Source organism: Emticicia sp., assembly GCF_043780375.1.
Lineage (GTDB): Bacteria > Bacteroidota > Bacteroidia > Cytophagales > Spirosomataceae > Emticicia.
This window is the reverse complement of record NZ_JAYWCU010000283.1, coordinates 1-15,492: the sequence shown is the minus strand read 5'-3', so window position 1 is coordinate 15,492 and position 15,492 is coordinate 1. Positions and strand designations below refer to the sequence as shown.

Sequence of the window (15,492 nt, the reverse complement as noted above, 5' to 3'; positions counted from 1 at the left end):
CCAAATGTATCGGTAGCATATACAATTGGCTCAAAATCAAACATTTATGCTTCATATAATGCAGGTTTTCGCACACCAAATATTGATGATTTAGGCACGCTCGGCATTGTAGATTTCAGATACGAACTACCGACTAATGAATTAAAACCCGAAAAATCGAAAAGTTATGAGTTGGGTTATAAGTTTCGAGCCAATCATTTTTCGAGTACAATCTCCGTATTTTATAGCCAATTAAATAATTTAATTACTCGTGTAAAAATGCCAAATCAAGTTATTGATGGCTACAATGTTTACCAAAAAGAAAATGTAGAAAAGGCTTTTATGCGAGGTACAGAATGGGAATTTGAAGCAATTTTGACCAATAAAATCAAAACTTACAGTGGTGTAGCCTACATTTATGGGCAAAATATCACTAAAAACGAACCTATGAGACGAATCCCGCCGTTGAATGGGCGATTGGGAATAGAGTTTCATCAAAAGCAATTTTTTGTTCGACCAGAATTGTTCTTTGCTTTAAAGCAAGACCGTTTGGCACAGGGCGACAAAGACGATAATCGCATCGGTAAAAATGGAACTGCTGCGTGGCAAATTTTCAATATTCAAAGTGGCTTTACTCATAAATGGCTGACTATCAATCTTTCATTACAAAACCTGACTAACAAAGACTACCGTACGCATGGCTCGGGCATCAATGGTGTAGGCAGAAGTGCATGGCTGACTTTGAGTATAAGTATCTAATTTCGACTTAAATGGTTTTCAAACGCTCAACTAATTGCGAGTATTTTCGGGCTACTGGTACAAATAGTTCGGGCGTTTCGAGATGCAATTTATAGCCTTGTGCATTGCCTGTTACTTTTTTTACTTTGTCAAGATTGACAATGAAAGAACGATGACAGCGAACAATGTTTTCAGAAGAAATTTGATTTTCAAGTCTTGTAAGGCTACTGCGTAGCAATTCTTTTTGAAGTTTCCCTTCTTTTTCGTAAAAAACAGTCGAATAATTATCCGAAGATTCTATATAAAAAAGATTGGCTGCCAAAATATTCAAGGAATCTTTTTCATTTTCAGCAATGAGTTTCAAAGCGTTGTTTTCGATAAATATTTGATTATCAAACCCTTGTGAATGTTGAACAACGATAGTCTGATTATATTTTTTGAGTTGATAAATATAGTTTAACATCACTCCAAAAATTGTAGGAAAAATACCAATAATCATTACAGCAACAAACATCCACAAAAAATTACTCCAATTTTGATTTAGATGAAACACTATCATACTGTAAATGTAGTTTCCAGTGGTAATGAGCAATAAGAGCATCATTATAGAAACTATCTCTTTCCCGATATTCCACGAAGCTTCACTGTGGTATTTAGGAAAGGTTTTGAAAATACCGAAACGTAGAATAAAGCCAGCTATTGCAGTAACCAATCCATAGCCGCACAGATAAAGGTTTTTGTTTGGGTCGTGCCAAGCTAATGTACCGAAAGGTTGAAAAAAAATCAAAAACAAGGCAATAAATATACCTTCGCCTACAGATTGTAGTAGGGTTCGTAGGAATGTTTTTTCAAAAAATGGGTATGGTTGCCGTAATATTTTAAGCATTGAATTAGTTAAACGGTCGCCAATTGGAAATTTGCTCAATAAACTGTGGTAAAACCTGTGGGTACATCGCCACCATCACGACTACACCAAAAACAGCACCCCACCAGTGAGCCGAATGGTTTACAAAGCCATTGCCTCGCTGCATTTCATAATAGGTAAATGCCAAGTACAGACCCGCAAAAATAAATGCTGGCATCGGAATAAAAAACACTGCCAATTGAGCGGTTGGAACAAACAAAATTGCCCCAAAAATAACTGCAGAAACAGCTCCAGATGCTCCCAAAGAGTTATAATTGCTATCCTTTCGGTGCTTGATAAATGTTGATAAATCGGAAGCTATAATGGCAATAATATAAAAAATAACGTAAGCAATTGAGCCAAGTCGGGGGTCATTGTCAAACTTTTGAATGAAGATTTGTTCAATAAAACCACCAAAATTATAAAGGGTATACATATTAAAAAACAAGTGCATATAGTCGGCATGAATAAAGCCCGATGTAACAAAGCGGTGGTATTCTCGGTTTTGGTCAATTGCTTTGGGGTTCATCATCCAGCCATGAAAAACGCTCTGATTGCTCCACGCATAAAGACTCATACCAACTGTAACAATGATTATTAATAAGTTTGCTGTTATTTGTTCCATTCTTTTTATTTGAAAAGTCGAAAAGTTAGTGAGTTGAAAAAAACTATTGTCCATCGACTTTAGACAATTGCTTCAATTTAAGATTCTCTTTCTATTAATTGTTTTGTAATTTCTATCAAAGGTTGTTTTCTTTCTGCCGAAGCATTAAGTTGTGCTAAACCTTCTAAACCTTTATCAAAATAATCATTCATTTTTTCTTCGGCTAACTGCCTTATATTTAATGAATTATAAATTTCGGTTACGGCTTTTACCTTTTCTTTTTTGTCGAAATCTTTGGCATCAATCCAAAGGTTAAGTGCTTCGTTTTCTTTTCCGAGCTCTAATGCTTTCAACAAAAGCCACGTTTTTTTGTTTTCAATAATATCGCCACCAACTTGTTTGCCAAATTTTTCGGGGTCGCCATAAACGTCCAATATATCATCTTTCAACTGAAAGCCAATACCGATATTTGTACCTATTTCATACAACAATTGGGTTGATTTATCATCTGCTCCTGCAATCAAACCACCTAATTCTAAAGAAAATCCGAGCAAAACTGATGTTTTCAAGCGAATCATATTGATGTATTCCTTCTCTGTAACATCACTTCGAGTGGCAAAATTCATATCCCATTGCTGCCCTTCACAAACTTCAGCGGCAGTTTTATTAAATCTTCTAATTACATGCTTAAAAATTTTATCATCAACGGCAGTCATTAGTTCATAAGCACATACCAGCATCACATCGCCCGAAAGAATTGCAATGTTTTCATTCCATTTTTCATGCACTGTTGGCTTACCTCTACGTAGCGGGGCAGCATCCATGATGTCGTCGTGCATGAGCGTAAAATTATGAAAAACTTCTACGCCAATGGCTGGCTTGATAGATTTTTGCCAATCATCCGAAAAAACATTAGTTGCCATAACCGTTAGCAACGGACGCATTTTTTTACCTCCAAGCGACATCAAATATTCGATAGGTTCGTAAAGTTCGGCAGGATTTTCACCGTATTTAGTAGTAGCAATTTCTGTTTGAATTGCTTTCAAAAAAACTTCTAATGACATTTGTTTTTGTGAGGCGATTCTGCGAATCGCCAAAATAATTGTAAGTTTTAAACCCAAAGTAAGCCAAACTTGATAAGACTAACAAGTTATAGGCTCACTGATTTCGGATTTCGAATTTCGAATTTCAGTAAAGCGAGTTTGAAATAAGCTAAAATTTAAACTCATGATTAAAAAATCTCCACCGAATATTCTTTTTTTACCTTTTGTCAAATTTTCCATCTGATTCCTTTTATTCTTACTGAATTTAGCAAAAACTAACAAATAGCATGAAAAAAATATTTACAATTTTACTATTAATCGCTTCGTTATCGGGCTTTTCACAAGCTAATTTAGCAAAAATTGATTCAGTAAAAAAATTAGTCGAAGCTGATTTCAATAAACGAAATCCTGCAAAATTATACGAACTTACGGGTGACGATTTTCGGAAACAAATTTCTGAAAAACAATTCAATCAAGTTTCAGAAATGCTTTATAATCAATTAGGTAGTTGGAAAAACTCGGAATTTCAAAAAATCACAGATGGCGTAGCGTTCTACAAAGCAATTTTTGAGAAAGCTAATCAAAAATTTCTCATTAGTTTAGACAAAAATGATAAAATCACAACCTTACTTTTTCAGCCTTATGATGGCGATAAACCAAAAAAAGATTACCAAGTAGCAAGCAATAATAAGATGCAAACACCGCTTGATTTAAAAGTCGATAGTTTAGTGCGACCATATATTCAGTTAAAAAACACTGCTGGTATTTCGATTGCCTTTATCAAAGATGGGAAAGTAGAAACATACAGCTACGGCGAAACAAAAAAAGGTGAAAAACAAATCCCAGATGTCGAAAAAACTTTGTTTGAAATTGGCTCTATAAGTAAAACTTTCACGGCTATTTTACTTGCCGACAATGTTGTAAAAGGAAAAATGTCGCTCGAAGACCCAATCCATAAATATTTGCCTGACTCGATTCCGACCTTAGCTTTTAAGAATGTTCTAATTACCTTAAAAACTCTTTCAAACCATACTTCGGGTTTTCCTCGTTTACCAATGAATCTTTACCAAAAAGGAGATGATATAAATAATCCTTATCAAAAATATGATGAAAAACGGATGTTTACTTACCTGAAAAACTTCAAGCCTTTCAAAGAAGTTGGTATCAATTATGACTATTCAAACTTTGCCGTTGGATTACTCGGTTCGATTTTAGCCAAACAAAATCAGACAACTTACGAGCAACTGTTAACAGATAAAATTTGTAAACCCCTCAAGCTGAAAAACACAAAAATTACACTAAAAGAGTCTGATAATCAATACTTTGCACAAGGACACGACGAAAAAGGCAAACCTACTTCGGCATGGGATTTGAATACTTTGGCAGGTGCAGGAGGTATTCGGTCAACGGTAAATGACATGGCAAAATATGTAAAAGCAAACATGGGCAAAGCTCCCAAAAAATTACAAGAAGCAATTGATTTGACACAAAAAACAACTTTTACTCAAGGTCAAAATATTATTGGACTTGGGTGGCATTTGTCGACAAGAAAAAATCACACAATTATTCAACATTCGGGCGGGACAGGTGGCTTTAGGTCATTTGTAGGTTTTGATAAAGAACGTCAAATAGGTGTAGTAGTTCTTTCAAATTCTACCGAAGAAGTGGCTATGATTGGGTTTGGCTTGTTGAAATAGTTAACAAAAACGCCACTGCGAAAAAAGTCGTAGTGGCGTTTTTGTTTAAACTCCCCTTGAGGGGCTGGGGGTTTAAGCATGAATATTCCAAACCCAACCAAATGTATCTTCTACTTTGCCTGTGCGAATATCGTTCAACGCAATTCTCAAGCGAGTTGAATATGAATTTTCAGTAATGGCCGGCAACACATAATCTTTTCCTTCAAAACCGATGGCTGCAAATGGCGAAACTACTACGGCAGTTCCTGCACCAAATACTTCGCTTACGCTTCCGTTTTCAATGCCTGACATGATTTCTTCAACCGAAACCTTTCTTTCTTCTACTTCAATATCCAGTGATTTTGCCAATTGAAGCAAACTATCACGAGTAATTCCTTTCAAAATCGTTGTGCTTGTGTTTGGCGTAACGAGTTTGCCATCTTTCACAAACATTACATTCATCGTGCCCGATTCTTCAAAATATTTATGTTCAATAGCATCAGTCCACAATAATTGTGTGTAACCTTGCTCTTGAGCCAATTTTGCTGGATATAATGACGCAGCATAGTTTCCTGCACATTTTGCGTAACCAACGCCACCTGGAGCAGCACGAATATATTCGGTCTCTACTTTTACCTTTGGTGGTGTTGAATAATATTTTCCTGCTGGACTCATGATAATCATGAAGCGATAGTTTTGTGATGGACGAACGCCCAAATACACATCACTTGCAAACATAAACGGACGCAAATAAAGCGAATTATCATCGCCTTTTGGAACCCAAGCAGCATCAATTCTAAGCAATTCTTCTAAGCCTCCAATAAAGATTTCTTCTGGAACTTGTGTCATGCACATACGTTCTGCCGAAATATTGAAACGCTTGAAATTTTCTAAGGGTCTAAACATCAAAACTTCATCAGCATCATTTTTAAAGGCTTTCATTCCTTCAAAAATTGATTGTCCATAGTGAAGCGACGCCAATGCTGGGTTATAGCTAATGTCTCCATAAGGCATAATTTTTGGCGTTTGCCATTCACCATTGATAAAATCGGCTACCAACATGTGGTCGGTAAATACTGTACCGAAATTGATATTGTTTTGGTCAAGTTGATGGATTCGACTCTCAGCAACGAGCGTAACGTCTAAGTTAAGTGTTTCTGTCATAACAAACTAAATTTTGAATTAATGGCGTTTTTTGCTTTTAGCAATTAGTCTTTAAAAAATAGCATGAAGAATTTTCTTCACGTTTTGGCAAAAACTAATCATTAATAGCTTTATCTATGCGAAATAACAAATAATATACTATATTGTCAAAGAAAAATGCAAAAATAGTTGTTAAGACAACCTTTTTATTGTTGAACCTTCGATTCTTCGTACAAAACTTGTAAAAGAGTCTGTCCAACCGCCTTTAAAGTACCTTTATCGATGATACTCATATTGTCTTTTTGGGTATGATGATAATCGCCAAAAGTATTGCCAGAATTTGGTCTCATGTCGCAAATGTCAATCATATTAATTTTCGCATTGACATTGACAGGCACATGGTCATCTGTGATACTTCCAAACTCTTGGTTTAGGAAATATTGGCTATAACCCAGCTGATTAGCAATACTCCAAACATTATTGACTACCATTGGTGCATAATGCATTGAAGTATCATCTTTAGTAAAGGTTGCTCCTTTTGCTCCAACCATATCTAATAGAATACCAAAGTATGCTGAATAATTAGGTTTATGCAGATTTCTTGACCAAAATTCCGACCCCATCAACCAACCTCCATTTGCATCATTTACTTGCCCTTTAAAACTATCTGGTGGCCCCCAATCTTCGACATCAAAAAATACGATATCAATACCAACCGTTGGTTTTTGACCAGAGGCTTGAATGGTACGTAAAATTTCAAATATCACCCCCACACCACTTGGCCCATCATTAGCCGAATCGAAAGTTTTTGTGCGTGCCGTAGAATCTTCATCAGAAAAAGGGCGAGTGTCCCAGTGTGAAGCTAATAAAATTCGCTTCGTTGCTTGTGGATTAATACTACCGATAATGTTTCGGGCATTTAATACTTTTCCATCGTAAGTAACTGGCTTAAATTTCTGTTCGATTACTTCGCAACCATATTTTTTTAAAGTAGCTACCATCCAATCGCCACATTTTACGTGGGCAGATGTATTTGGAATTCTTGGTCCGAATTTTACTTGTTTTTCTACGAAATAATAAGCAGAATCGGCATTAAATGCTGGTGATGTAACTAATTTTACTTGATCAGCAGATTCTGTTTGCTCCGAACTTGACTTTTCTTTGCAGGAAACAAAAAGCGTAGAAAAGGAAAAAAGGGATAAATAACAAGTGTGTTTTAGTAAATTCATGTTAAATATTAAATAAGAGCGAAATACCGCCCAATAGAAGTTTGACAAAGTTATTACTTTTGAATCTTTTCTACTAACGTTGAATTGATTATATGTATTTTAGTAAACGTTTTTTTGATTAGCTTTGTGTAGAAGATACAAGATTTGAAATACAGGCTACGAGACTCTATTTTTATCAAGTAATTTCTTCTCTCGAATCTAAAATCTAATAATATGACTATTGAAGAAGCACAAAAAATAGTTGATGATTGGATTAATACCATTGGCGTTCGGTACTTCAATGAATTAACAAATACGGCAATGTTAATGGAAGAAGTAGGCGAAGTTGCACGAATAATGGCACGACGCTATGGCGAACAGTCAGAAAAAAAGTCTGACAAAGACAAAGATTTGGGCGACGAAATGGCTGATGTACTTTTTGTTTTGATTTGTCTTGCCAATCAAACAGGCATTGATTTGACCGAAGCTTTGCGGAAAAACCTTGAAAAGAAAACAAAAAGAGATATATTGCGTCACAAAAACAATGAAAAACTGACCTCTTCTCTATAATGCTCACCATATTGACCCAAGCATTTCGCCGAACCAGACAAAACTGGAAAATCGTTTTGCTATTATTCTTAGTAAATTTTTGTTTGGGACTCGTCTTGGCATTTCCTACATTCAATATTCTTCAGACCGAGGCCAACAACTCATTGGCTTTTAATAATTTAGTGGCTGATTTTGACTTTACAGTTTTTTCTGATTTTCTTAGGAAAAGTGGAAAATCACTCATGCCATTATTACCTATAAGTTTGGTTTTGACTGTGGTATATACATTTTTGAAAATATTTTTCTCAGGTGGAATTTTAAGTCAATTTACCATAAGAGACACTTTTCGTGTGACCGATTTTCTGAAAAATTCGACTCATTATTTTGGGCGATTTTTCCTGCTTTTTTTGGTACAATTACTCTTTTTTTTATTGACTTTGGGCGTTTGTATAGTGTTTTTTGGTATTTTTGGAGCAATTGGCTATGGTGGTACCGAAACAAAGTTTTTTGCGTGGATGATTCCCCCCATTATATTTACGCTTTATTACTTTACCTATTTGCTTAACGTGGGCGAATACGCCAAAGTTTTGTTGCACCGAGATACTTTGCTAAATCCTTGGAAAGCCTTCTGGAAAGCATCGAGCTATGTCAATAAAAACTTCAAAACCATGCAAATATACTGGTCTGTTATTTTTGTCTCAGTTGTATTAGTCTTGCTTTATTTGTGGATAGAATCAAACATCGGGATGACTTCAGGTTTTACGATTTGGCTCATGTTTTTGATTCAACAAACCTTTGTTTTTGGACGAGTTTTTATAAAAATTTGGAATTTAAGTAATGCTTTTGATTATATTTCTTTAAAGCCGATTCCGCTTACAATTAAACCACAAATAATTGAACCAATCGAACGAGAGTCTAACAACGGAGAGGACGAACAAGAAAATAAACTTTCTGAGTAAGGAAAATGTTATTTAGTCAATGGTTAACAAGTCGAAAGCTTATTTTTCAAGAAACCGATTGTTGAAAACCAATTACCGAAAGCAAAAAATGGAAGATATAATAATAAATAGAGTAGCTAAAAGTGGCTTAGTTTCTTTAGATTTAGAAGATTATTATCATTCGGGCGAACGAGTTTTATATGATTTGAAAGACAATCTCTTTATGGGTTTGATTTTAAAAGAAAAAGATTTTAGAGATTTTTTGAAAGCCCACGATTGGTCGCAATATACCGAAAAAAATGTAGCCATTACCTGCACTGAAGATGCCGTTATCCCTACGTGGGCATACATGTTGCTTGCTATTCATCTCGAACCTTTTGCCAATACTATTGTTTTTGGAAATCTACAAGATTTAGAACAAAAACTCTATAATGATGCTCTTGCTAAAATAAACTTTGAAGAATATACAGGAGCAAAAGTTGTTGTAAAAGGTTGTAGTAAAGTGGCTGTTCCGACAACCGCTTATGTAGAAGTTACTCGACGATTGAAACCTTATGCCCAAAGTATCATGTTTGGCGAGCCATGTAGTACCGTTCCAATCTACAAAAAGCCAAAAGAATAGTTTTTTTGGCTTTTGCTCTATTTTACCGTCCAATTTTTAAAATTGTGCTCTTTATATTAATTTCTACGATTTCTAATAACTTTGAATTTGTTCTACAAAAATTCTGTAATTTTGCCTTTTAGTTGTAGCACAAGTTGTTCGTAACTTCGATTTTCAGATTATTTATTTTTATTAATTTCTACGATTTCTAACAACTTAGAAAGTTGTTTTACAAAATATGGTTCGTGTAAGATTTGCTCCCAGCCCAACAGGCCCGCTACATATTGGCGGCGTTCGTACAGCTTTATATAATTATTTATTTGCTCGAAAAATGGGCGGAAAAATGCTTCTCCGCATCGAAGATACTGACCAAACTCGCTATGTGCCAGGTGCAGAAGATTATATTTTAGAAGCCTTGAAATGGGTTGGTATCGAAATTGATGAAGGGCAAGGCATTGGTGGGCCTCATGCACCTTATCGCCAGTCGGAGAGAAAACCAATATATCGCCAATATGCCGACCAGTTGATTTCGGCAGGAAAAGCCTATTATGCTTTCGATAGTGCCGAAGAATTAGATATTATGCGTAAACAACTCGAAGAAGCCAAAGTTGATAATACTTCGTATAATGCCGTTACAAGATTGCAAATGAAAAATTCGCTTACTCTTCCAAAAGACGAAGTAGAAAGTAGAATTGCCAATGGTGATGCTTATGTAATTCGATTAAAAGTACCTTTAAAAGAAGAAATTCGTTTCAAAGATATTATTCGTGATTGGGTGGTGGTTCATTCATCGACAATCGATGATAAAGTTTTGTTAAAATCGGACGGAATGCCAACCTATCATTTGGCAAATATTGTTGATGACCATTTGATGGAAATTACACACGTAATTCGTGGTGAAGAATGGTTGCCTTCTGCACCATTACATATTTTGTTGTATAAAGCCTTGGGATGGAAAGCCCCAGAATTTGCTCATTTACCTCTACTTTTGAAACCAGAAGGCAACGGAAAATTGAGCAAACGTGACGGCTTACTTGGCAATTTTCCTATTTTCCCTTTAGAATGGAAAGACCCATTTACCGAAGAAACGGCTCGTGGATTCAAACAAGATGGTTATTTCCCCGAAGCTCTTGTCAACTTTTTAGCATTTTTGGGCTGGAATCCTGGTACTGAACAAGAGTTTTTTTCTATGAATGAATTGATTGATACTTTCAGTTTAGATAAAATTCATAAGGCAGGTGCAAGATTTATGGTTGATAAAGCTAAGTGGTTTAATCAACATTATTTGAAAGGAAAATCGGAGGAAGAGATAGCTTCTTTAATTCAAGAAATGCGTACCGATTTAAGTACTGATTTTGCTTTAAAATTAGTTCGATTAATGAAAGACCGAATAACTTTCCCGCATGAAATTGTGTCGGAAGTACCTTTTATTTTTGAAGCACCAACTTCTTATGACGAAGAAATAGTAAACTCAAAATGGAATGACGATGCTCGCAAAGCAATGGGAGTTATCAAAGAAAACATCCATAACATTGATAATGAAGGCTTTACCTCTCAAAATATTCACGATACAATTTTTCCAGCACTCGAAGCGGCAGGAATTAAAGCAGGAAAAGTAATGCAAGCCTTTCGCTTAGCAATTACGGGTGGAGGAAAAGGGCCCGACTTAATGCTTACTTTGGAAATTTTAGGAAAAGAGGAAGTTATAAAGAGAATTGAAAAAGCTGTAGAATTTTTAGTTTAAGACTTCATTTTAATCAAAAAAATAGATACATTTAAGAAAAAAAGCTTAAAAGTCATGGCAAAAAAGAAAACTGAGGATAAATCAAATACTGAAAAACCTCGTGTACACAAAGATTTGAATGGTTTTGACATCAAAATCAACTCTTTTGGTGAGATTCAGATGAGCTACGATGTTGAGAAAATCAACCAGTTTTTAAACAAAACCGTTGATGATAAAAAACTAAGAAATCGAAAATAATCGATTTCTTAGTTTTTTAGGACAACAGAAATAATCATCAAGCATTGGCAAGTACTATCAATAGTGCAAATGCGGCAGTTACAATGCCCCAAATCGCAAAGAACTTTCTTCGTTCTTTTCTCTTCTCTTCATGGGTCATTTCTTTTGATGGTTTGATGGTTTTCTTAAAGGCTTTTATCAAGAAATAAATACCCCCCGAAAGAATACCAAGTGTTAGCAAGAGAGCTAAAATTGCAAAAACTCCATAGCCACTACAAGCTATTCCACAAGACAAAGCAACCCCAAAATAAGACAATACAAGGCTCAATAGAAAAAGAAGGGCATAGCCAATACGTTTACCAGTGTCATTTGTACTATTCTCAGTTGTTTGTTTTGAAAAGAGTTGATGGTTTTTATTGATAATTTGACTTTGCTTGATGGCTTTTTCAAAAACTGTTATAGTTTCTTGTTGTTTAACACTATCGGCTTTTATTGTAACTCCAGCATAACTAACAAGTTGATTTTCAATTGAATAACCTAAATTTTTAAAGTGATTACCCAATAATATTGCCAACAAAAAACTACTCAAGAAAATGCTTGCGGTATTGTTAATGCGAAATTTATAGTGGTTTGCTTTGCTCAGTTCAGGAGCTTGATGTTGATAATTGATTTGTACAAAACTTATAAAAAAAACAATAGCCAACACCGACAATTCGATTGTAGCATTGGATAATGTTGGAAGGAAATCATTGCCAATCGCAGCACCCATCAATCCTTTCAACAATTCAATGATGATGATAAAAGCAATCGCCTTTTTTTGGTTTTTGCTTGCCCAAATAGAAATTGTTTTCATTTTTATTTTTGGTTTTAGAAGTAAAAAAATAAAAAAACATTAGGAATAATTAACCAAATGTATGAAAATTTCTTTCCATTATTCAGTTATTTCCTAATGCTTAAATTTATCTTACAACAAAGACCCAACATTCTCTATACAGCTCTTTAATCTATAAAAATTTTTTCTTCAAATAAGCAATTGCCATACTATAAGCTTCTCTTGAGGCTGCCTCATCGTATTTTGGATTGCTTGGATTGGCAAAAGCATGAGCGGCATTAAAAATTTTATACTTGATTCCTTTGCCAGCCGTTTTCATGTTGCCCGCAAACTCCTCAATCACTTCTTTAGAAATCCATTGCTCGGTTGCAAAAAGTCCAAGAACATCACAATTAAGGGTTTTGAGTTTTTCAACGTCTTTTACTGACAATCCATAATACATCACCGAGCCAACGGTTTGCTTTCCGCCAATAATGGCAGATTTCAACGACCATCCGCCCCCAAAGCACCATCCAACATTGGCAACTTTGGCTTTTTTACCTACATAATCCAAACCACCCTTCACGATATTTTCTAAGCGTGTTTCAACTACGCCTTGCATCATTTTTCCAGCTTCACTTGCATCGGCTGCAATTTTTCCGTCGTACATGTCCAATGCTAAAACGTTTACATTTCCTCCTAAATCATTATAAAAAACATCGGCTTGACGCTTTATATGGTCGTTTAGTCCCCACCATTCTTGATAAACAAAAAGCCATTTATCAGTTTTTTTCTTAGCTTTTACAACATATCCATTGGCTTTTTGCCCATCTGCAGTAGCAAACTGAATCATTGTGCCACCAACTTCGCTAATATGATTATACACAAATGGAGCTAAATGAGATGCGATAAATGCTCTGTCGGAAGCGAAAGCTGCCATGTTGCCATCATTGCTGGCAAATGCCACATCACAGCAATTTTGTGAGAAACTTAATGCCGAGATACTTGCCAAAGCAAGGGTTAAGAATAATTTTTTCATTGGTTTTTAGAAATTAAATGTATTTACACACAATAACATCGGAAAGAGAAAAGGGTTTTTTACAAGACTTTTTTAATAAAAAAAAATGACTCGGAAAATTTCTTTCTAAAAGTAGAGATACCATAAAATAAAAATGTGCCTAATATTTTCAAATATAAAGATAACTTTTGATTTTAAGCAGAATAACTGTCAAATTAAGTAAAAAACTGATTTTTACACAAGTAAAATGGTTTTAGAAAAAATATTTCGCGAGAAAGTTTTAGCAAAAAAATGACCGAATAATAAATACAACATTAGTGAAGGTTGTTAAACCGCCTTTTGATGTAAAATTGTACTCTCGTTACTTGTATATCAGCTTCTGTAAATTCAAAAGCCAATAAATCATAAACACCTCTGCTGTGAAAAAAGAATTTCCATTAGTTCATCTTAACGCTGACCAATGTCTGCGATTAACACATCGGTATCAAATTCCGACCAATGACATTATTTACTTAGAGTCGGAGATAAATTACACCAATGTATATACTTCTGATAACCGCAAGCATATTTCATCTTTTACATTAAAGATATTGGAAGCCCGAATTGTAAAAAATGACTTTTTAAGAATTAATCGTGGCTGCCTTGTAAATCTTAAACACATCACTCAAATAATTGGTCTGAAACGCAATGCACAAGCAAGATTATCAAATGGTTCTATACTGACTATTTCACGAAGGAAGTTTGATAACATAAGAAATATATTAAATGATATGATAGTCAGCTACGAAGGCTAAACACGCCCATTTAATAAAAACAACGATAGTGAAGGCTTTTATTTCTTGTTTATTTAGAATTTGCCATGCATTTATAGGTTTTACAACACCTATATTTTTTTTCACACCAAATATTTATTAAGGATACTTTTCAAACGCTGTTGATTAAAAAATATATGAAACCACTTTACGCTGATTTTATAAAAGTTGCACGAAGTATAATTGAAATCAATTATAACAACGAATCTTTTGGATGTCCTGAATTGTGCAATGCTCTCTACATGAGTCGCTCACACGTCCATAGAAAATTGACAGCAGAGTTGAATCTCTCTACATCAGAATTTATCAAACAAATAAGACTTGAAAAAGCCAAAGAATTATTGACTCAAACCAGTCATACAATCAATGAAATTGCTTATAAAGTTGGATACTCTGATGCCAATTATTTTAGCCGTTCGTTTTCAAAAATTTATGGTATTCCACCTTCGCAATGCCGCCAAGTCTTACCCATTTAGCATAAACCACATCAATATACATTGACAATAATAATGCCTAAAACTTCAATAATATGAAAACATTTATACACGCTCTGAAATCTTCACTTTTTATCTTGATTGGTTTAGCTTTTAGCTTTACGGCTGCTGCACAAATCTATCAATTCACCGATAATAGTGCAGGAACGCCTTTTGCAGTAGCAACAAATGCAACTGGAGGGAACTTAGCAAGGGGGTCTGGGTTGCTTTCTCCAACTTCGTGTACAGCCTCATCAGACGGCTTTGGTGCAAAAGATTTTGTAACAACAAGTGCTTCAACAATAAATACCGCAGATGCCAATGGGGAATTTGTTTCCTTCACGATAACACCAAATGCTGGTTATCGCTTAAATATTACTGGTTTTACTGCCAGTTTAAGATCTCCGACTGGAGGTCCTACTTCTGTGAGGTATTCATATACCATTGGTGGAGCAAGTTTTGTTCAAAATGGGGCAAATATTACACCCGGTACAAGTACAAGTTGTGGTAATGCTGGATTGGCAAACGAATGGGCATCGTTTTCTCAAATTTTAACAACCGAAACGGTAACATTTAAAATTTATGGATTTAATGGTTCGGGTGGTGATATGCACCTAAAAACAGTAACTGTTGCAGGAACTGTTGAATGTAACCCTGCAATTGTTTCAAGTGTAACGCCTTCATCTCCTTCAATTTGTTTAAATAATACTGTTACTTTAACAGGTGGTACAAGTGGCGGAACAGTTCCAGCACTTACTAATGCTTGGTCAATCCAGGGTGGTACGGGAACGGGTACTTTGTCTTCTCCAACTACAAATGTTTCAAATTTATTTACTGGCACAGGTAGTGGAAATGTTTTTGTAAAATATACTGCTTCTTATGGTTCTTGTGTCGTTGCATCACCAAATGCTACTGTTACAATTGATGGTTTTCCAACTATTAATGCGAGTTTCGGGTTTAACTAACTGATAATCAATGATTTACGAATAAAAACACAGGATGTCATCAAAAGTAGTAATTTTGTAATTGCACAAA

Annotated in this window: 17 protein-coding genes; 10 read left to right on the top strand and 7 right to left on the bottom strand. The window is 35.1% G+C overall.

Annotated features, from left to right (window positions below; genetic code table 11):
- The coding region (locus ACH2CJ_RS20740) for a TonB-dependent receptor domain-containing protein (RefSeq protein WP_394996180.1) at positions 1–738 on the top strand (738 nt) is incomplete at its 5' end.
- Positions 739–745: 7 nt separating this feature from the next.
- On the opposite strand, the gene ACH2CJ_RS20735 is transcribed toward ACH2CJ_RS20740, so the two are convergent.
- The 3 genes from ACH2CJ_RS20735 to ACH2CJ_RS20725 all read right to left on the bottom strand — a co-directional run bounded on the left by ACH2CJ_RS20735 (position 746) and on the right by ACH2CJ_RS20725 (position 3,289).
- On the bottom strand, positions 746–1,603 hold the full coding sequence (locus ACH2CJ_RS20735; protein ID WP_394996177.1) for a LytR/AlgR family response regulator transcription factor: 858 nt from the start codon (positions 1,601–1,603) through the stop codon (positions 746–748).
- Between the two features lie 4 nt (positions 1,604–1,607).
- Positions 1,608–2,246 (bottom strand): rhomboid family intramembrane serine protease, encoded by a 639-nt coding sequence (locus ACH2CJ_RS20730; protein ID WP_394996174.1) that lies wholly within the window; start codon positions 2,244–2,246, stop codon positions 1,608–1,610.
- A 77-nt stretch (positions 2,247–2,323) separates the two neighbouring features.
- Complete coding sequence (locus ACH2CJ_RS20725) at positions 2,324–3,289, bottom strand: polyprenyl synthetase family protein (RefSeq protein ID WP_394996171.1); 966 nt, start codon at positions 3,287–3,289, stop codon at positions 2,324–2,326.
- 266 nt (positions 3,290–3,555) lie between these two features.
- On the opposite strand from ACH2CJ_RS20725, the gene ACH2CJ_RS20720 reads away from it, so the two are divergent.
- Positions 3,556–4,965, top strand: a complete 1,410-nt coding sequence (locus ACH2CJ_RS20720) for a serine hydrolase (protein WP_394996168.1) — start codon at positions 3,556–3,558, stop codon at positions 4,963–4,965.
- Positions 4,966–5,037: 72 nt separating this feature from the next.
- Here the strand turns inward: ACH2CJ_RS20720 and ACH2CJ_RS20715 are convergent, their stop codons facing one another.
- Together ACH2CJ_RS20715 and ACH2CJ_RS20710 are read right to left on the bottom strand one after the other, a co-directional pair.
- Complete coding sequence (locus ACH2CJ_RS20715; RefSeq protein WP_394996166.1) at positions 5,038–6,108, bottom strand: branched-chain amino acid aminotransferase; 1,071 nt, start codon at positions 6,106–6,108, stop codon at positions 5,038–5,040.
- Between the two features lie 185 nt (positions 6,109–6,293).
- Complete coding sequence (locus ACH2CJ_RS20710; RefSeq protein WP_394996163.1) at positions 6,294–7,316, bottom strand: M28 family peptidase; 1,023 nt, start codon at positions 7,314–7,316, stop codon at positions 6,294–6,296.
- Positions 7,317–7,529: 213 nt separating this feature from the next.
- On the opposite strand from ACH2CJ_RS20710, the gene ACH2CJ_RS20705 reads away from it, so the two are divergent.
- From ACH2CJ_RS20705 to ACH2CJ_RS20685, 5 genes are all read left to right on the top strand, one after another.
- Positions 7,530–7,865: a nucleotide pyrophosphohydrolase gene (locus ACH2CJ_RS20705; RefSeq protein WP_394996161.1), complete on the top strand. Its 336-nt coding sequence runs from the start codon at positions 7,530–7,532 to the stop codon at positions 7,863–7,865.
- On the top strand, positions 7,865–8,803 hold the full coding sequence (locus tag ACH2CJ_RS20700; protein WP_394996158.1) for a hypothetical protein: 939 nt from the start codon (positions 7,865–7,867) through the stop codon (positions 8,801–8,803). The genes ACH2CJ_RS20705 and ACH2CJ_RS20700 overlap by 1 nt, the downstream gene beginning before the upstream one ends.
- Positions 8,804–8,891: 88 nt before the next feature.
- Positions 8,892–9,404, top strand: coding sequence for a DUF2480 family protein (locus ACH2CJ_RS20695; protein ID WP_394996155.1), 513 nt, complete (start codon positions 8,892–8,894; stop codon positions 9,402–9,404).
- A gap of 217 nt (positions 9,405–9,621) precedes the next feature.
- Positions 9,622–11,127, top strand: a complete 1,506-nt coding sequence (gene gltX / locus ACH2CJ_RS20690) for a glutamate--tRNA ligase (RefSeq protein ID WP_394996153.1) — start codon at positions 9,622–9,624, stop codon at positions 11,125–11,127.
- Positions 11,128–11,181: 54 nt separating this feature from the next.
- Positions 11,182–11,364 carry a hypothetical protein gene (locus ACH2CJ_RS20685; RefSeq protein WP_394996150.1) on the top strand — a complete coding sequence of 61 codons (183 nt, stop codon included), beginning with the start codon at positions 11,182–11,184 and terminating at the stop codon, positions 11,362–11,364.
- A gap of 37 nt (positions 11,365–11,401) precedes the next feature.
- On the opposite strand, the gene ACH2CJ_RS20680 is transcribed toward ACH2CJ_RS20685, so the two are convergent.
- Both ACH2CJ_RS20680 and ACH2CJ_RS20675 read right to left on the bottom strand, forming a co-directional pair.
- A complete protein-coding gene (locus ACH2CJ_RS20680) occupies positions 11,402–12,196 on the bottom strand; it encodes a hypothetical protein (RefSeq protein WP_394996149.1) in 795 nt (264 codons plus the stop codon).
- A 151-nt stretch (positions 12,197–12,347) separates the two neighbouring features.
- On the bottom strand, positions 12,348–13,193 hold the full coding sequence (locus ACH2CJ_RS20675) for a dienelactone hydrolase family protein (protein ID WP_394996148.1): 846 nt from the start codon (positions 13,191–13,193) through the stop codon (positions 12,348–12,350).
- A gap of 398 nt (positions 13,194–13,591) precedes the next feature.
- Between ACH2CJ_RS20675 and ACH2CJ_RS20670 the strand changes: the two genes are divergently transcribed.
- The 3 genes from ACH2CJ_RS20670 (at position 13,592) to ACH2CJ_RS20660 (ending at position 15,422) form a co-directional block, all read left to right on the top strand.
- Positions 13,592–13,966 carry a LytR/AlgR family response regulator transcription factor gene (locus ACH2CJ_RS20670; RefSeq protein WP_394996145.1) on the top strand — a complete coding sequence of 125 codons (375 nt, stop codon included), beginning with the start codon at positions 13,592–13,594 and terminating at the stop codon, positions 13,964–13,966.
- Positions 13,967–14,121: 155 nt separating this feature from the next.
- Positions 14,122–14,460, top strand: coding sequence for a helix-turn-helix domain-containing protein (locus ACH2CJ_RS20665; protein ID WP_394996143.1), 339 nt, complete (start codon positions 14,122–14,124; stop codon positions 14,458–14,460).
- Positions 14,461–14,513: 53 nt separating this feature from the next.
- Entirely contained in the window at positions 14,514–15,422 is a 909-nt protein-coding gene (locus ACH2CJ_RS20660; protein ID WP_394996141.1) for a hypothetical protein, read from the top strand.
- The last annotated feature ends 70 nt before the right edge of the window (positions 15,423–15,492 follow it).